Below are 16683 nucleotides of genomic sequence, written 5' to 3'. Positions count from 1 at the left end.
TCCTTTGGATCACGGGGAACCAGAATTACTGCATCATGATGATGCGCTGGTCGTCGCGCTTCTCGGCCCAGGTGCTCTTGTCGTAGGCCGCGGCGGCGTCGAGCTGTTCCTTGGTGAAGGTCGTGTAGAGGTACTTGTTGCCGTCCTTGTCGGTCATGAAGGCAAGGTTGTCCATGCCGATCGCAACCTCCTTCTCGCCGACGCCGAGGAAGCCGCCGACGTCGATGATGATGGCGTCGACCTTGCCGTCCCGTGTCAGCACCACGTCGCCGATCTCGCCGAGATCGGCGTCATTCGCGCCGTAGACGGTCGTTCCGACCAGTTCCTCCGAGCGGATGTCGCCGGCCGGCATCTCGGTCAGCGTCGACTTGTCGATCGCGCCGGTCGTGGTCTGGTCGGGTGCAGGTGCGGTCGTGTCGGCCGGAGCCTGGGCCGTGGTGTCGGCCGGAGCCTGGGCGGGATCTTCCGCCGGAGCGGCAGGGGCCAGCGCAGTCTCATCGGCAGGAGCCGGAGCCGTCGTGTCGGCGGGCGCCTCAGCCATGGTGTCATCGGCAGGCGGCGTCGGAGCCTCGGCGGTCGTGTCGGCCGGCGCCGGAGCGGTGGTCGTATCGGCCGGAGCCGGCGCCATCGCCGTCGTGTCGGCTGCCGGGGCAGGATCAAACGGGCGGCGGTCGAACTCGGCCAGCGCCTGCAATTGATCCTTGGTGGCGTTCACCACGATCCAGCGGTCGCCATCCTTTTCGGCCCATTTGATGTCGCTGTAATTCATGGCGACGTTCTTCTCGCCGATGCCGAGGAAGCCGCCGACGCCGACGACGACTGCTTCGATCTGGCCGTTTGAGCCAATGACGACGTCATTGACGCTGCCGATATTCTCGGCGTCGTCGGCGGTGCCGTTATAGACGGTCTCGCCGATCAGATTGGTGGCGAGGAAACCGTCAGACTTCACTACCGGCGCGGCCGGAGCCTCGGTGGCCGGGGCGGCCGGCGCCGGCGTGGTGGCCTCCTGCGCGAAGGCGGCGCCGGTCAGAAGGGTGACGATCGCTGTGGTAGCCAAAAGTTTGCGGACCATGATACTCTCTCCTTGTGCGTGAATCCCATGCACTGACACGCCCGGCGGAACCGTCGCGGGGGAAGCCGGGCGTGCCGTCACCCTTGCACAACGTTGTCCTTCCGGATCGGTTCCCGACTCCAACGCGCCCGCCGTGCCCCACATCTTGGCCAAGCCATTGCGGGGACGGAACTTTTTTGCGCCAGCACCGTTCCCGAACCCCTATTTTCCTATTCCGAAGGGAGTGAGGCGCTTGCGGTTCATTGCTGTCCTCAACCGCGACGGGGGCACGTTGCGGACAACCGATCTGGAAGCATTCGCCGGGCGGATGTCGTCCGAACTGGAGGCCGCAGGTCACTCCGTTGAAATCGACATCGTCTCCGGCAGGGACATCGAAGCGGCGCTGAAGCTGGACGCCCGGGCGTCGACGTTGTACTGGCCGGGGGTGGCGACGGCACGATTTCGGCGGCGGCGGCGGCTCTCAAGGATACCGACAAGGCGCTCGCCGTCCTGCCGGCGGGGACCATGAACCTGTTCGCGCGCGGCCTGGGCATTCCGCAACGGCTGGAGGACGCACTGGCCGCATTCGCCGCCGGCGAGATCAAGGCGGTCGACCTGGCAAGCGCCGACGGAAAGCCCTTCGTGCACCAGTTCTCGATCGGCCTGCACGCCAAGATGGTGGTGCTGCGCGAGAAAATGGAATTCGCCTCGAGGCTGGGGAAGATAGGCGCGTCGGTGAGGGCGGCCTACCGGACCGTGATGAAACCGCCGTCGATGCGCGTGCAACTCACCATCGGCGGCGCCGAGATCGTCACTCGCATCTCCGGCATCGGCATCAGCAACAATCTGTTCGGCGAGGGACATCTGCCCTATGCCGACCGGCCGGACGGCGGGGTGCTCGGCATCTATGTGACGGTGGCGAAGGAGCGCGGCGAATTGCTGCGCTTGGCCGCCAACTTGGCGCGGGGACGATGGAAGGATAACGACCAGGTGGAAATCCATGAGGCAGAGGAAGCCGAACTCAAGCTGCTGTCCGGAAGCCGGAAATTCCGCTGCGTGATCGATGGCGAATTGCATCCGCTGAAAGAGATTACGCGCATCCGCATCCACAAGAAGGCGCTGAAAGTTCTCGTACCGAGCGCGGAAAAGAAGGCCGCGGCGGCGGGAGACTTCGCGGGCGGCTGACGTGACGTCGGCGGCCTAGCCGCCGGTCGCACCCCCGCTCGGGGCGGTCGTCGGCGCCGCGCTCGGCAAATTGCCGCCCGGAGCGGTCTCTGCTGGAACATCCCCGACCGGAGCGCCCGTCCGCACATCCTGGGCAGGCGGGTCGATCGTCTCCCCCCATATCGCGAGGCCGGCCCAGACGCCCATGGCGAGGATGAGCGCACGATCAGCACGACGAGCACCTGATGCCCCCAGCGGCCCTGCCGCGCCTTGTCGGTAGGTATGGTCTTCTGCATGGACGGTCTCCTCGTGTTCTCCTGCGGGCATGCGCGGGGTCTCGCGAGGTGAATGTTCCGCCAGAGGCAAGGTTCCGATTTCACCGGACAGGTTCAGCCCCAAATCTCGCGTCCGCAACGCCGGAGCGGGAAGGGCGTGCCCAGTCAGCTTTCTTCGCCGGGATCGTCCGGCCTGCTGTTCTCGCGATAGATCGCATAGGCGATTGCCGCGATGGCTGGGGCGAGGAGAACGGCCGTTCCGGCGCGGCCGCGCAACAGGGCCGGCGCGACCGCGATGCCGGCGGCCACGGCGGCCTTGGTGAAATCGCGGTTGCGCCGTCGTGCGGCGGCCCTGGCGCGAGCCTGCGATGTAAGCTTGTGGACGATCAGGACCAGGCCGGCGAGCACAAGGAAAGCAACGCCGATGACAAGCGTCGCCTCGGTGGCGCCGTAGCGTTCGGCGGCCCAGATGGCGCCGGCCACCAGGAGGAAAACGATGCCGACCAAGGCAAGAACGCCGGCAGCGGCATAGGCGATGGCGGCGCGCTTTGCCCGGCGCAGTGCCGCCAGTGTTTCTCCGGTGGCCAGGCCGGCAATCAGTGAGGCGAGCATCCCCTCTCCCGCGCTTATGTGTCAGCGACGCGACAGCAGAGCCAGGAAGTATCCGATGCCGGCAGCGATCGCCAGCGAGGTGATCGGCTTCTCCCGCACGGCGGAGGTCAACTGGTCCTCGATGTCGCGGGCATTGGTCTTGAGACCTTCCATCGCCGCCTCGCCCTGGGCCTTCAACTGTTCGACGCCCTCGGACGCCGCACGCCGCGCCGCGCCGTAGGAATGCTGCCCGGTCTTGGCCAGTTGCTCGGTGAGCCTGGCGATATCTTCCCGCAACTGCCGGATATCGGCTTCCAGATCCGGCGACACCGGCGTCTCCATTTCGGATTTCGCGGTCTTCCCTGTTGCGGCTGCCATTGGCTCACTCCTTCGGTTGAACGGATCGAAACGTTCCGGCCCAGACGTGGTTCCTGCGGGCCGGAACGAAAGCTACGAAATTGTGTTCTGAAAGGCGAGAGGAACAGGAATGTCGAACCGGAAAGCCGCGATGCAGGTCGCAAAGAAAGCGCCCATCGTGCGCCTGCCGCCGAAATCCAATACCGAGATCCTCCTGGTGCGCGGCTCGCAGACGGCCGTCATCCTCATAGGCGTGGTGGTCGGCGTCTTCGCGCTGGCGACGGCGGAATACATCCTCATGCCGATCGCCCTCGGCGTCGTCATCGGCCTGATGCTGGGGCCTATCGCCTCGCGCCTGGAAACCCGCAACATGCCGCCCGGTATGTCGGCAACCATCGTCGTGCTTCTTTTCATCATCGGCCTTTGCCTGTTCGCGCTGGCCGTGGCCGCGCCGCTGTCGTTCTGGATAGAGCGGCTGCCGCATATCTGGGCGAACCTCAAGGTCCAACTGGCCGAGTTGAAGGGGCCGCTGGAATCCCTGCGCGGCATGCGCGACCAGTTGCGCGAGATCACCGGCAGCGAGGGCATCGCCGTTTCGGTCGACCAGGGGGTCAGCGTGGAAAGCATGGCGACGCTGGCTCCGGCCGTGCTCGGGCAGGTTCTGATCTTCTTCGCCAGCCTGTATTTTTTCGTCGCCACCCGCCATCAGACCCGTATCGCCATTCTGCGGCTTTGCTTCAACCGGCGGCTGCGCTGGCGCGTCGCCCATGTGTTCCGCGACATCGAAAGACTGGTGTCGGACTATCTGATCTCGATCAGCATCATCAACATCCTGGAAGGCATCGCCGTCGGCATCGGGCTGTGGATCGTCGGCGTGCCTTCGGCCGCCATGTGGGGGGCGCTGGCGATCCTCACCAACTTCATCGTGTTCATCGGGCCGGCCGTCATGGTGGTCGTTCTGTTCGTCATCGGGCTGGCCGAATTCGACACACTGGGCGGCAGCCTGTTGCCCGTGGCGATCTACCTGACCATCAACATGATCGAGGCGCAGTTCGTCACGCCGATGGTGATCGGCAAGCGCATGACGCTGAACCCGTTCGTGGTGCTGCTGGCGCTGGTGTTCTGGATATGGCTATGGGGACCGTTCGGCGGCTTCATCGCCGTCCCTGCGCTGCTGATCTGCTACGCGCTGGCGCGCAACATCATTCCCGACACGGGATGGGCCGACACGGCCTTGAGGTGACCGTGGCGCGGTTCAGATGAAGGGCCTCGGCGTCTCGCCAATACCTCCCCACCGGGCGAGCGCCAGCAAGCCCTTCATGTCCTTGATCTCGCAGCCGCCCTCGCGCCAGCCGATCAGTTTGCGATCGACCAGCTTGCGGATCGTCTTGTTGGTATGCACCAGCGACAGGCCGAGCGTGTCGGCGAGAAGCTGCTGCGTCATCGGGATCTGCGCCGCCGTCGTGCCGTTCAGCCCGGCGTTCCTGGCGCGGCTGCCGATGAAGGCGATGAGATAGGCGGCGCGCTCGATGGCGCTGCGCCGCCCCAGGCTGAGCAGGTTTTCGTCGAGTATCTGTTCCTCGCGCGCGGCGATCCACGTCACGTCGAAGGCGAGCCCGGTATGGTTGCGATAGAGATCGTACAGTTTGTCGCGCTCGAACACGCAGAGCCGCATCGGCGACAAAGCCTCGACCGAATGCTGCATCTCGCCCAGCAGGCTGCCCTGAAGGCCGGCGAGGTCGCCGGGCATCAAATAGTTGAGGATCTGGCGCTTGCCGTCCGGCAGCAGCTTGTAGCGGAACGCCCAGCCGGAAAGCACGGTGTAGAGGTGCGCGTTGTGATGCCCTTCCATGATGATGGTGGCGCCCTTCTCGACGGCAAGCTCGCCGCGCTTGAAGCCGCTGACGAACGCCAGTTCCTCGGCGGTGAAGGCCCGGAAGGTCTTCATGCCGTGCAGCGGGCATTTCGGGCATTCCACCATGCCGCGAGGCGGCTTCGATACAACGGTCGCCAAAGAGCCCTCCTATTCCTTGAGCATCCGCCACTCGGGCATGAAAATAAGCACCCGTTGCCACGGCGTGCTATTGTCTTTTTTAAATGACGGACTGCTTATTTGTCGGCATTGGTCATCGCCTTCGAGGAGTGCTCGCGCGTGACGGCTTTGCTTGACGGATTGCGTATTCTGGTGCTTGAGGACGAATTCCTGATCGCCATGGACGTCGAACAGATTTGCCGCGACGACGGCGCCGCCGATGTGGCGATCGCGCGCACGCTCGAAGAGGCGGATGCGGCAATCTCGTCTTCGGCCTTCGACGCCGCGGTCGTCGATCTGCGGCTGGGGAATGTCTCGACGATCCCATTCGCTGAGAAATTGCGGCAAGACGGCATCCCGTTCGTGTTCGCCTCCGGCTACACCGACCTGACGGAAATCGCGTCGTCGTTTCCGGGCGCCAGCATCGTCGGCAAACCCTATTCCGGCGAGGATCTTGTAGCGGCGCTCACCGCCGCCCGGAAGAACAAGCAGCGGTAAACGCCCGGCCGGCTTCAGGCGGCGTTGGAACCCATCACCTGTGAAGAGATCGCGTCCGGGCCGTAATCGGCTTCACCGGTTATCTGCAAGATGTCCTGCAGCCGCGTGCGCGCACGGCTCACCCGGCTCTTGATCGTGCCTACCGCGCAGTTGCAGATTTCGGCCGCCTCCTCATAGGAGAAACCGGATGCGCCGATCAGGATGATCGCCTCGCGCTGGTCCTCCGGCAATTGCTCGAGTGCGCCGCGGAAATCCGCCAGATCGAGCTTGCCGTGCTGGCTCGGATGCACAGCCAGCCGCTCCGTCATGATGCCCTCGGAATCCTGTATCTCGCGGCCGCGTTTGCGCATCTGCGAATAGAACTCGTTACGCAAGATGGTGAACAGCCACGCCTTCAGATTGGTGCCCATCTGGAAGCTCTCGTGCTTGTCCCAAGCCTTCACCAGGGTTTCCTGCACCAGGTCGTCGGCCTTGTCGGAATTCTGGGTCAACGACACCGCAAAGGCCCTGAGGCTGGGTATCGTCGCCAGAAGCTCCCGCTTGAACTCCGGCGTCACGGCCATGCGGTCAATCCCCCTTGCGTGTCGTTTCGGCAGCTTCCAACTGGCTCAGCAGTTGCGCGAAGCGGTCCGGCACGTCGTCGGAGACCAGTTCATCATAATATTGCTTGAGTTTACGGCCGATCTCGGAGTTCACTCCGAGAGGATCGGCGGACCCTTTCGCCCGCGGCGTGGAAGCGCCCAAGGCGAGGCTATCTTTCATGGATTTCACCGAGTTGCCCTATTTTCATTGTTTTTTGCCGAGTTGCGCGGCCCCGCGCCGCGTTTATTGCCCGCATCCGTCCCCAAACGCAGCATGGTGAACTAGGTTCCAAACGTCGGAACTTTTTCCACACAAACCCGTTGTGTGCCCGAATTGCCCGTGTCAATTCGCCAAGAATGTCCAAGAGGGATTTCATATGACTTTGTCAGCAAGCATCGCTCCGCATCTGCCGTACCTGCGTCGTTTTTCACGCGCCGTGTCCGGCTCCCAGCAGAGCGGAGACGCGTTGGTTGCCGCCATGCTCGAAGCGATCGTGTCCGACGTAAACATCTTTCCGGACGCAACGAACGCACGGATCGGGCTCTACAAGGTATTCGCCAAGCTTTTCACCTCCGTCGCCATCCGCGTGCCCGACGACCACGCAGCCACGGGGTGGGAGCGCCACGCGGCCGCAAACCTGACCGCGCTTTCGCCGCGTCCTCGGCAGGCGTTCCTCCTGGTCGCGGTGGAAGGCTTCAGCGACGAGGAGGCCGCGGAAATCCTGGACGCGGACGTTCCGGAGTTCAACCGGTTGCTCGCGCAGGCGAGCGCCGAGATTTCGCGCCAGGTCGCGACGGACATCATGATCATAGAAGATGAGCCGCTGATCGCCATGGACATCGAACAGATGGTGGAAAGCCTCGGCCATCGCGTGGTCGGCATCGCGCGCACCCATGCGGAAGCCACCGCCATGTTCGGCAAGACCCGGCCCAGAATGATCCTCGCCGACATCCAGCTCGCCGACGGCACCTCCGGCATCGACGCGGTGAACGAGATCCTTAGCTCGACCTCGCTGCCGGTGATCTTCATCACCGCCTTCCCGGAGCGCCTGCTGACCGGCGATCGGCCGGAACCGGCCTTCCTGGTCACGAAACCGTTCAATCCTGAAATGGTGAAGGCATTGATCAGCCAGGCATTGTTTTTCGACCGCCAGGCCAGGGCCGCGGCCTGAAAGGGTTCTTCCGTGTCAAACGGCTCCCACGGCGCCCGTTTCATTGGAACCATCCTCATAGGCCGGCGTTTTCAGTCAGCAATTCAGGAGATTAGCCATGTTGTACTGGGCCCTCGTCTTCCTCGTCGTCGCCATCATCGCGGGCGCGCTCGGCTTCGGCGGCATTGCCGGTACGTCGGCCGGCATCGCGCAGATCCTGTTCTTCGTATTCCTGGCGTTCCTCGTGATCTCGCTCATCGCCGGGCTCGTCAGACGCGCATAGACCGCACGGATGAAACCAGAAACTGGAAGCCGCACCCCTCAAACGGTTTCCAGTGCCGCCGGATCGCACTTGCCACAAGCGGTGAGGTCCGGCGGAACTTTTTGGAGATCTTTAATCGGTTTTGCCAAAGATACGCGTGAGGGAGAGGGTAAAGGCCACCGGCAACTCACCGAACTTCGGGCAGGCATTCAGAATGGGCTCCATGCCATCGACGCCGGATAGGGGGAGCAGCCTGCTCAGGGCGCTGTCTAATACGGGTATTTCGATCACCTATTGCGACCTCGAATTCAAGGTGGTGTGGGCGGAGAATATCCCCTCAGCGTGGTCCAGGCATCCGGTCGACGGCAAACAGTTGACGGATTTCCTTCCGTCCGGCGTCGCAAACGACCTCATCCGCGCCAAGCACGACGTCGTTGCCACCGGCGTCTCGCGCAAGCTGGAGATCTGCATCCCGGCGGAAGGCGGCTCTGCCTGGTTTGCGATCTGGCTCGACGTCGACCGCACGCCGGAGGGCGAAATCTGCGGTGTCATGGCCACGGCAGTCGACATTACCGACCAGAAGCACCGCGAGCAGACGCTGCGGACCTTGCTGCGCGAAGTCGCGCATCGCTCCAAGAACCTGTTGGCGATCATTCAGAGCATCGCCACCCAGACCGGCCGTCACGCCGAGAACGTCGACGGCTTCCTGTCGCGCTTTCGCGGCAGGTTACAATCGCTTGCATCGACTCAGGATCTGGTGACGTCCTCGAACTGGCGGGGTGCGTCCCTGATGGAACTCATCGTCGGCCAGGTGGGCCGCTACACCGCCGACCCGCACCGAAACATCCGGATCGAGGGCGACCAGCCCTATCTCAATCCCAATGCGGCCCTGCATATAGGGCTGGCGCTGCACGAACTCGCCGTCAATTCGGTGAGCTATGGCGCACTGGCGCGGCCGGACGGCCACGTCACCATCACCACGCAGATCCAGGCCAGGCCCGCAGTGCCGGCTCTTTCGATTAAGTGGAGCGAAGGCATCAGCGTCAGCAGCCGCAGCGTCGGCCAGAGGCGTTTCGGCAGCGTGGCGCTGGAGCGCGTGGTGCCGGCCGCGCTCAACGGATCGGCCAAACTGGAACTGACCGATACCAAGCTCACCTATTCGCTGCTGGTGCCGGAAGGAAGCTACGAAACGGAATAGCCGAGCCGGAAGACGAACATCGATCAAAGCACACCGCGCCTTGCCTGCGGCATTGATCCGGCCGGCCGTAAGTCCCGGGCAAAGAAAGATGACCCGATGCGCGACTTCACGTCTCCGTCATCTGGGAACCGTCCCGCCGTCGACATCGTTACTGGCGAAAGGGACTTTCGTCATGGAACATATAGCCGCTCTTCTATTGATCGTTGGCTGCTCGGGCGACCTGAAGCAGTGCACCGAAATGCCTTCCCCGGTGACAGTTTACGAAACCTACGAGGAATGCCAGTCGGAACTGGAGCCGGTGCTGTCGTCGTTCCGCGGCCAGCGGGAAAAACTGTTCGGGCAATGCGTTTACGTGGACCCGGCCATGGAGGAAGAGGACGCGGAGCTGGTGTGGGACATCGGCCGCGACGGACAGCTCCATGCGTCGATCGAGACCGTCAACGCAGAAGTTGCCGGAACCATCGACCGCTCAACCACGTCCAGCGTCGGCAGATAGAGCCGATGTGGAACCTGCCTCAATTTGAGTGGGCAGAACAACGCCGCCCGTGTTATCCATCGCTCGGCGATCGATGGAGGAAACGGTGTCGACCACGAAAATCACATTGGGCTTGATGGCAGGCGCTGCGCTGGCTGGCTGCACCACGGCAGCAGCGCCCCCGGCGGTCGACCCCGCTGCGGTGATAGCCGCCAGCAAGGTGGAAACCGCCGGCGCCGCCAAAGTGGGCACTGCTTCGCGGCCCGGCTTCTGCACCTACAAGACGGCGGCAGGCGGCCTGTACGAGGCGAAATGCTAGCCCTCGACAGGTTCGTCCTGAGCGGGGGCTGACCGTCGCATCCTGGGGTCGAAATCCCGGTCGAGCGGGATGTCTATATCGATTGTGAGACCGTCGGCGCCGAAGTCGCGCGTGATCCTGCCGTTCAGCTCCCGCGTGATGTTCATTTCGATCAGCCGGGTTCCGAACCCGCTGCCGCGGCCCTGGTTCTGGAGCGTCGAACCGGCTTCTTTCCAGCGCAGCCGCAGCCGTCGTTCCGACGGCATCCGCTCGACCGTCCACGCCACGGCAAGCGCCGACACGGAACTGGCGACCGTGCCGTATTTGAGCGCGTTGGTGGCAAGTTCATGGAAGGTCAGCCCCAGTGACTGGGTAGCGGTTTCGTTGAGCAGCACCTTGGGGCCGCTCAATGCATCTTCCGGGATCGTCTTGCCGAACACCTGCTCCAGTTCCATGCGCAGCAGGTCGCCGAGGTCGGCCTTCTGCCAGCGCGACCGCGTCAGCATGTCCTGCGACGCGGCCATGGCCTGCAGCCGCGCCGCGAAAGAGTCAGAGAACTCCTTGATGTCCGCCGAATTGGAGGCCGTCTGCCGGGCGATCGCCAGCACGCGCGCGATCGAGTTCTTGATGCGATGCTTCATCTCCTGAAGCATCAGGTCCTTCTCGGCGAGGCTGCGCTCGGTGGCGTCGTGCAGCCGCGACTTGGCTTCGTAGGTCCGTTCCTGGTAACGCGCCAGCGCCGCCATCGCCCCGGCAAGCATCAGGCCGGCCAGCCCGAGCAGGATCGGCAGCGCGCGCGACGACGGGCGCTGAAAGCCGCTGGTGGGACGGAACTGCAATGTCCACTCCCTGCCCCCGACGATCAGCTTGCGCGTCACCAGGAAATCGTCCGAAAACCGCGAGTCGGGCGGCGCCTCGGAGCGGAACAGCAGCGTGTCCGCCGAGGGTGGGCCATCATGCACCTCGACATTGACGGGCAGGATCGGCGGCTTGACCAGGGCCGAGTAGAACAGTTCGGCCGTGCGGAAGGACACAAAGACCAGGCCGACCGACGGATTCCCGGCCCCCTCCGGATCGGCCGCCTTCGCCCGCAGAGCCGAATAGACGAGGATGCCCGGCGCCGGTTGGTTGCTGCCGGTATTCTGCCCGAGCACCACTCGGCCGGTTGCTTTGGCTCCCCCGCTTGAAAGCGCGGCCTCAATCGCCGCGCGGCGTGCCGGCTCCGAATACATGTCGAAGCCGATCGCCTCCTGGGAATTCTCGTCGAGCGGCTCGAACAGCGTGACCGGCGCGCGCCATGATTCGGTCGAGGCCGGAAATACCTCGCGGGGGAAGCCGAATTCGGAGGAGATTTTCTGCTCCACCGCCGCTTCCGCGCCGTTCCTGACCAGGCTCAGGAAGCCTACGCCGCGCAGGCCGGGAAAATTCTCGTTGGCGTGCAGCGATACATAGTAGTTGCTGAACTCAGCCTTGGTGACGTTGCCGTACCGCGCTTCGAAAAATGCCTGCGTCGAGACCAGAAGCGACAGGTCGAGATCCAGCCGGCTTTCCAGCCGGCCCAGCGCGTCGTCGGCGGCGGCCTCGAACTTGAAACGCGCAGCCTCCTCGCCGGTACGGTATGCGAAGCCGGCGGTGACAAGGCTGGCGATGGCCACGGCCGCAAACGCCAGATACGGAAGCAGCTTCTTCAACGCCGGCTCTGCCCTCTCGGAGGTACCGACTTTATGGGGTCAGGGGTGCGAGAATGCAATCCGCGCATGCGACGCGGTGGCCCAGCCCCCTGGCGCAACCATTGTACCTGCGGCCCATGCGCCACAGGTGGACGCTGGCGGATATCCGGTCATGCCGCGGCGGTGGCGACCTTCAGCGCGCCCGGCCCCGGAATGGCGCCGGCAGGGCATTTGCCGAGGATGATCATGCCCAGCACCTCGTCCTGGGTTACGTCGCCGGTGTGGGCCGTGCCGACCACCTGACCGTTCTTCATGACGCAGACGCGGTCGGCGAGGTCGAAGACGTCATGGATGTCGTGACTGATCAGGAAGATGCCGATGCCCTCGGCCTTGAGCTGCTTGACCAGTTCGCCGACCTGCGCGGTCTCCTGCGGGCCGAGCGCGGCGGTGGGCTCATCCATGATCAGGATGCGGGCATTGAACAGGATGGCGCGGGCGATCGCCACCGACTGGCGCTGGCCGCCGGAGAGTTTCACCACCGGTTCCTTGAACCGCTGAAAGCGCGGATTGAGCCGGCCCATCACCTTGCGGGCTTCCGACTCCATTGCGGCGTCGTCGAGCGTGCCGTAAGAGGTCATCAACTCGCGGCCGAGAAAAAGGTTGGCGGCGGCGTCGACATTGTCGGCCAGCGCCAGCGTCTGGTAGATCGTCTCGATCCCGTATTTCTTGGCGTCGCGCGGGTTGGAGATCGACGCCTCCTCGCCATTGACGAAGATCTGGCCGTGATCGCGCTTGTAGGCGCCGGACAGGATTTTGATCAGCGTCGACTTGCCCGCGCCGTTGTGGCCGAGCAGCGCGACCACTTCGCCGGGAAAGAGGTTGACGGAGGCGTCGTCCACGGCGCGGATGCCGCCGAAGGCGATCGAGATGTTGCGCAGGTCGACGAGAGGGGTGCGGCTATCGGCCATGATGTCCTCCTTCAGACGCGCTTGCGGTAAACGGTGTCGAGCCAGACGGCGACGACCAGCACGGCGCCGACGACGATGCTCTGCAGCGGCGAGTCGACGCCGAGCAGCACCATGCCGGACTGCAGCGACTGCATCAGCAGCGCGCCAAGCATGGCGCCGATAACGGTGCCCGATCCGCCGGCGAGCGAGGTGCCTCCGATCACCGCCGCGGCGATCACCAGCAGCTCATCCAGCGTGCCGAGCGAGTTGGTCGACGAGTTGAGGCGCGCCGACGAGACCGCCGCGCTGATCGCCGCCAGCGCCCCCATGATCATGAACACCTTCATGGTCACCCAGCGCGTCTTTATGCCGGCGAGGTTGGCCGCCTCGGGATTTCCGCCGATGGCGAAGACGTAGCGGCCGAAACGCGTGCGGTTGGTGACGAAGGTCATGACGATGCCGACGGCGATCGCGATCAGCACCGGAATGGCGATGCCGTGGGCGATGAACAGGCCTCCCTCCGGCACGGCGATGCCGTTCTCCTCGGCGTAGCGCTTCACGATGCCGGCCGGCCACGGATAGGAATTGGCTATTCCTACCGCGCCCAGAATGATACCGCAGGTAACGAACCCCCGCAGCACTTCGGCCCAGACCGGCCGTAGCGGAAAACGGAACCGCTTGCGCTGCCGGCGTGCGTGCAGAAGCATCAGCACGACGGCGCCGCAGGCGACAACGGCGAGGACCCAGCTCCAGCGCGCGCCGATCGAGCCCTGCGGCCCGCCGCCCATGAGCTGGAAAGTTGCGTCGAGCGGCGCGATGGTCTGGCCGCTGGTGACCCACCAGGCCGCGCCGCGCCAGACCAGCAGTCCGCCCAGCGTCACGATGAACGCGGGCACGTCCATATAGGCGATGATGAAGCCCTGGAACGCGCCGATCAAAATACCAATGGCGAGGCCGGTGGCGAGTGCAAGCACCCAGATCCAGGGATTGCCGAGCTCCAGCCCGACGACGCGGATGAGGAAATGCACCTGGGCGAATCCCATGATCATGCCGACCAGTCCCTCGACCGATCCCACTGACAGGTCGATGTTGCGCATGACGATGACCAGCACCATGCCGGTGGCCATGATCGCCACCGACGAGGTCTGGACCGAAAGATTCCAGAGATTGCGGGCGGCGAGGAAGGTGCGACTGTCGAATTCGAACGGATTCACGCCGATCCGCGCGCTCGAGATGAGCTGAAGCCCGATCCAGATGATCAGCAGAGCGCCGACCATGCCGAGCATGCGCGTATCGATTTCGGTGGCTTTCAGGAAACGGGCGACGCCGCCGAGCTCGGATGCCCGCGCGAGGTCGGCCCGCGGCTTGGAGGCCATGTCCGTCATCGTTCCCTCCCTGCCGCTCAGCCGTCTGTCGCGGCTTGCCGGCTAATATGAGCTTAAGAAAACGCCGCGGCTTTCGCAAACCGCGGCGCCCGGATTTTGTCGGCGTGTCAGCCGATCAGTTGCAGGCGGCGACGCTGCCCGCTGCGACGCCGGCGCAGGCCACGTCCTTGCCGATCCAGCCCGCATCGATGACGACGTTGAGATTGTCCTTGGTGATGGCCACGGGGGTGAGGAACACCGACTTGACGGTGTTGCCGCCCGGCGTGGTGAAGTCGACCGCGCCGGCAATGTCGGCCATCTTCTTGCCGTCGGCGAGTTGCGCGGCGATTTCGGCGGCGTTCTTGCCAAGGTCGCGCGCGTCCTTCCACACCGACACGGTCTGCGTGCCGAGCGCGATGCGGTTGAGCGCCGCATGGTCGCCGTCCTGGCCGGAGACCGGCACCGAGCCGGCAAGGCCCTGCGCGGTCAGCGCGGCGATCGCACCGCCTGCCGTGCCGTCATTGGAGGCCACGACCGCGTCGACCTTGTTGTCGTTGGCGGTCAGGAACTGCTCCATGTTTTTTTGCGCGTTGGCGGGCAGCCAGCCGTCGGTATAGGCCTCGCCGACATTCTTGATCTTGCCGGCGTCGACGGCTTCCTTGAGCACTTCCATCTGGCCGGCGAACAGGAAGTCGGCGTTCGGATCGGCACCCGAGCCCTTGATGAACACGTAGTTGCCCTCGGGCTTGGCGGCGAACACGCCCTTGGCCTGCAGGCGTCCGACTTCCTTGTTGTCGAAGGTCAGGTAAAAAACGTCCTTGTTCTCGATGAGGCGGTCGTAGCCGACCACCGGAATGCCTTCGTCGACCGCCTTCTGCACTGCCGGGCCGATAGCCGAGGCGTCCTGCGCCAGGATGATCAGCGCGTTGGCGCCCTGGCTGATCAGGCTTTCGACGTCCGTGAGCTGCTTGCCCGGGTTCGACTGCGCGTCTGCGGAGATATACTTGTCGCCGGCTGCCTCGATCGCCGCCTTCATCGCGGCCTCGTCGGTCTTCCAGCGCTCTTCCTGGAAGTTGGACCACGAAACGCCGATGACCTTGTCCTTGGCGCTGGCGACGCTGGCAAGCGTCATGGACAGCGCGACACCCGCCAGCATGGCGGCTGCGAATTTCTTCATGTTTTCCTCCCTAGCGCCGTGAGGCGCGCTCACTTTGCGAGGCTTTTTTTCGAGCCCCGAAAAAATATGTCCCAGACACGCATTTCTGTCAATCTCGATTCCGCTGGTCGCGTCAATTTTTTCGAAACCCGAAATAATGATGACATGCCTGGCGGCTTCTGCCACTATCCTAAACAGCCGGCCGCTTCTCTGAAAACAGAAGCCGGCGCACCAGGGAGGAAAGCCCGCTCATGTCGGTCGGAATACGCCACGACGACCTGCGCAAGCGCAACCGCGCCATGGTCATCTCAGCGGTGCGCCGCGCCGGCCAGGTGTCGCGCACCGACATTGCGGCCACGACGGGGCTCAGCCATTCCACCATCTCGGCGATTTCCGCCGACCTGATCGCCGAGGGCATCCTGACCGAGGCGAAGGGCGCCGAGGCCGGCGCCGCCAGGCGCGGCCGCCCGCAGGTGGCGATCGGCCTCAATCCGGAAGCGGCGGCGGTGGTCGCCATCGTGCTGCTGTTCAATTTCCTGTCGGTGGCGGTGGTGGATTTTTCCGGCCGCGTCATAGTCGAGGAGCGCAGGAAACTCTCGACCTTCGATCTCTCCGAAGACGAACTCGTCGGCGAATGCATCGCCATGGTGCGGCGCCAGACCGCCAGGCGCGAGGTCGCCGGGCGAGACGTGCTGCGCATCGTGCTGGCGGTCCAGGGCACGACCGACGCGGTCGGCCGCGAGATGCTGTGGTCGCCGATCACCGCCCATGAAGGCGTCGATTTCGGCGGCCGCCTGGAAAAAGCCTTCGGCGTGCCGGTAACCGTCGAGAACGACTGCAACATGATCGCTGTGGCGCTGCGCTGGCACGACCCTGACCGCTACCGCGACGATTTCATCGCGATTCTTCTGTCACACGGCATCGGCATGGGGCTGGTGCTGAAGGGCGATCTGTTCACCGGAACGCATTCCTCGGGCGGCGAATTCGGCCACATGGTGCACCGGCCGGACGGCGCGCTCTGTCGCTGCGGACGGCGCGGCTGCGTGGAAGCCTATGCCGGCAACTACGCGATCTGGCGAAGCGCCAGCGGCGCCAGCGAGGACGAGGCGCCGATCTCCGACATCAGCGTGGACGACATGGCGCGCCTCGCCGTCTCGGCGCGCGACCATGACGGCCCCGAGCGGGAGGCCTATCAGAAGGCCGGCGAGGCGCTGGGCTACGGGCTTGGCAGCCTGTTCGCGCTGATCGACCCGGCGCCGGTGGCGATGGTTGGCATAGGTGCGGCTGCTTTCGACCTGATCGAGCCGTCGCTGCGCGCCACGATCGGCCTGACTGCCGGTGGGCAGCACTCCAAGGCGATCTCGTTCGCCACCTATGCCGACGAGTTGCCGCTGATCACCCTGGGCTGCGCCATGCGGGCGCTCACCTTCATCGACACCGAGGTGCTCGCGGTCGGCGGTCAGACGGCAGCGCGTGGCAAGGACGTGGCTTAGGTGTGGAGCCTCAAGAGGTTGTCCTCGGTTAGTCCGAGGCGGCTGATTGGTGTTTTGGACTTTAGGCTGCCATGTGGGCGATGCCAATTGTATCGGTGAAGCCAGATGGGAAGTTCACCG

19 protein-coding genes and 1 pseudogene are annotated in these 16683 nt (G+C 64.4%); 9 read left to right on the top strand and 11 right to left on the bottom strand.

Annotation, left to right across the window (positions count from 1 at the left end):
• Nucleotides 1-25: 25 nt before the first annotated feature.
• Entirely contained in the window at nucleotides 26-1072 is a 1047-nt protein-coding gene (locus RB623_RS05980; protein ID WP_308055862.1) for a PRC-barrel domain-containing protein, read from the bottom strand.
• 414 nt (nucleotides 1073-1486) lie between these two features.
• On the opposite strand from RB623_RS05980, the gene RB623_RS05975 reads away from it, so the two are divergent.
• Nucleotides 1487-2236 carry a diacylglycerol kinase family protein gene (locus RB623_RS05975; RefSeq protein WP_308056194.1) on the top strand — a complete coding sequence of 250 codons (750 nt, stop codon included), beginning with the start codon at nucleotides 1487-1489 and terminating at the stop codon, nucleotides 2234-2236.
• Nucleotides 2237-2655: 419 nt separating this feature from the next.
• Here RB623_RS05975 and RB623_RS05970 read toward each other — a convergent pair whose 3' ends face one another.
• Both RB623_RS05970 and RB623_RS05965 read right to left on the bottom strand, forming a co-directional pair.
• Nucleotides 2656-3102 carry a hypothetical protein gene (locus tag RB623_RS05970; protein WP_308055861.1) on the bottom strand — a complete coding sequence of 149 codons (447 nt, stop codon included), beginning with the start codon at nucleotides 3100-3102 and terminating at the stop codon, nucleotides 2656-2658.
• 21 nt (nucleotides 3103-3123) lie between these two features.
• The gene (locus RB623_RS05965) at nucleotides 3124-3459 is read right to left on the bottom strand and encodes a hypothetical protein (RefSeq protein ID WP_308055860.1); all 336 of its coding nucleotides are present in this window, start codon (nucleotides 3457-3459) and stop codon (nucleotides 3124-3126) included.
• 130 nt (nucleotides 3460-3589) lie between these two features.
• Here RB623_RS05965 and RB623_RS05960 point away from each other — a divergent pair, with 130 nt between their 5' ends.
• Nucleotides 3590-4681: an AI-2E family transporter gene (locus RB623_RS05960; RefSeq protein WP_308055859.1), complete on the top strand. Its 1092-nt coding sequence runs from the start codon at nucleotides 3590-3592 to the stop codon at nucleotides 4679-4681.
• Between the two features lie 12 nt (nucleotides 4682-4693).
• On the opposite strand, the gene RB623_RS05955 is transcribed toward RB623_RS05960, so the two are convergent.
• Nucleotides 4694-5419 (bottom strand): Crp/Fnr family transcriptional regulator, encoded by a 726-nt coding sequence (locus tag RB623_RS05955; protein ID WP_308056192.1) that lies wholly within the window; start codon nucleotides 5417-5419, stop codon nucleotides 4694-4696.
• 171 nt (nucleotides 5420-5590) lie between these two features.
• Between RB623_RS05955 and RB623_RS05950 the strand changes: the two genes are divergently transcribed.
• Nucleotides 5591-5968 (top strand): response regulator, encoded by a 378-nt coding sequence (locus tag RB623_RS05950; RefSeq protein ID WP_308055858.1) that lies wholly within the window; start codon nucleotides 5591-5593, stop codon nucleotides 5966-5968.
• Nucleotides 5969-5982: 14 nt separating this feature from the next.
• Here RB623_RS05950 and RB623_RS05945 read toward each other — a convergent pair whose 3' ends face one another.
• Nucleotides 5983-6531, bottom strand: a complete 549-nt coding sequence (locus RB623_RS05945) for an RNA polymerase sigma factor (RefSeq protein ID WP_308055857.1) — start codon at nucleotides 6529-6531, stop codon at nucleotides 5983-5985.
• A 4-nt stretch (nucleotides 6532-6535) separates the two neighbouring features.
• Nucleotides 6536-6730: a NepR family anti-sigma factor gene (locus tag RB623_RS05940; RefSeq protein WP_308056191.1), complete on the bottom strand. Its 195-nt coding sequence runs from the start codon at nucleotides 6728-6730 to the stop codon at nucleotides 6536-6538.
• A gap of 196 nt (nucleotides 6731-6926) precedes the next feature.
• Here RB623_RS05940 and RB623_RS05935 point away from each other — a divergent pair, with 196 nt between their 5' ends.
• From RB623_RS05935 to RB623_RS05915, 5 genes are all read left to right on the top strand, one after another.
• On the top strand, nucleotides 6927-7721 hold the full coding sequence (locus tag RB623_RS05935; RefSeq protein WP_308055856.1) for a response regulator: 795 nt from the start codon (nucleotides 6927-6929) through the stop codon (nucleotides 7719-7721).
• A 97-nt stretch (nucleotides 7722-7818) separates the two neighbouring features.
• On the top strand, nucleotides 7819-7983 hold the full coding sequence (locus RB623_RS05930) for a DUF1328 domain-containing protein (protein WP_308055855.1): 165 nt from the start codon (nucleotides 7819-7821) through the stop codon (nucleotides 7981-7983).
• 202 nt (nucleotides 7984-8185) lie between these two features.
• Nucleotides 8186-9160: an HWE histidine kinase domain-containing protein gene (locus tag RB623_RS05925; protein WP_308055854.1), complete on the top strand. Its 975-nt coding sequence runs from the start codon at nucleotides 8186-8188 to the stop codon at nucleotides 9158-9160.
• A 172-nt stretch (nucleotides 9161-9332) separates the two neighbouring features.
• A complete protein-coding gene (locus RB623_RS05920) occupies nucleotides 9333-9656 on the top strand; it encodes a hypothetical protein (protein WP_308055853.1) in 324 nt (107 codons plus the stop codon).
• Nucleotides 9657-9741: 85 nt separating this feature from the next.
• The gene (locus RB623_RS05915; RefSeq protein ID WP_308055852.1) at nucleotides 9742-9954 is read left to right on the top strand and encodes a hypothetical protein; all 213 of its coding nucleotides are present in this window, start codon (nucleotides 9742-9744) and stop codon (nucleotides 9952-9954) included.
• Here RB623_RS05915 and RB623_RS05910 read toward each other — a convergent pair.
• The 4 genes from RB623_RS05910 to xylF all read right to left on the bottom strand — a co-directional run bounded on the left by RB623_RS05910 (nucleotide 9951) and on the right by xylF (nucleotide 15091).
• Complete coding sequence (locus tag RB623_RS05910) at nucleotides 9951-11624, bottom strand: CHASE domain-containing protein (RefSeq protein ID WP_308055851.1); 1674 nt, start codon at nucleotides 11622-11624, stop codon at nucleotides 9951-9953. The genes RB623_RS05915 and RB623_RS05910 overlap by 4 nt on opposite strands.
• A gap of 149 nt (nucleotides 11625-11773) precedes the next feature.
• Nucleotides 11774-12571, bottom strand: a complete 798-nt coding sequence (locus RB623_RS05905) for an ATP-binding cassette domain-containing protein (RefSeq protein ID WP_308055850.1) — start codon at nucleotides 12569-12571, stop codon at nucleotides 11774-11776.
• A gap of 11 nt (nucleotides 12572-12582) precedes the next feature.
• Entirely contained in the window at nucleotides 12583-13935 is a 1353-nt protein-coding gene (locus RB623_RS05900) for a sugar ABC transporter permease (RefSeq protein WP_308055849.1), read from the bottom strand.
• A gap of 115 nt (nucleotides 13936-14050) precedes the next feature.
• A complete protein-coding gene (gene xylF / locus RB623_RS05895; protein ID WP_308055848.1) occupies nucleotides 14051-15091 on the bottom strand; it encodes a D-xylose ABC transporter substrate-binding protein in 1041 nt (346 codons plus the stop codon).
• Between the two features lie 230 nt (nucleotides 15092-15321).
• Here xylF and RB623_RS05890 point away from each other — a divergent pair, with 230 nt between their 5' ends.
• On the top strand, nucleotides 15322-16563 hold the full coding sequence (locus tag RB623_RS05890; RefSeq protein ID WP_308055847.1) for an ROK family transcriptional regulator: 1242 nt from the start codon (nucleotides 15322-15324) through the stop codon (nucleotides 16561-16563).
• On the opposite strand, the pseudogene RB623_RS05885 reads toward RB623_RS05890, so the two are convergent.
• Nucleotides 16560-16683, bottom strand: a pseudogene (locus tag RB623_RS05885) (IS481 family transposase); the annotation flags it as partial. The gene RB623_RS05890 and the pseudogene RB623_RS05885 sit on opposite strands and share 4 nt — an antisense overlap.

It is taken from the genome of Mesorhizobium sp. LHD-90 (assembly GCF_030929505.1).
Classification (GTDB): Bacteria; Pseudomonadota; Alphaproteobacteria; order Rhizobiales; family Rhizobiaceae; genus Kumtagia.
The sequence above is the reverse complement of the archived record's forward strand: the minus strand, read 5'-3'. Positions and strand labels throughout refer to the sequence as shown.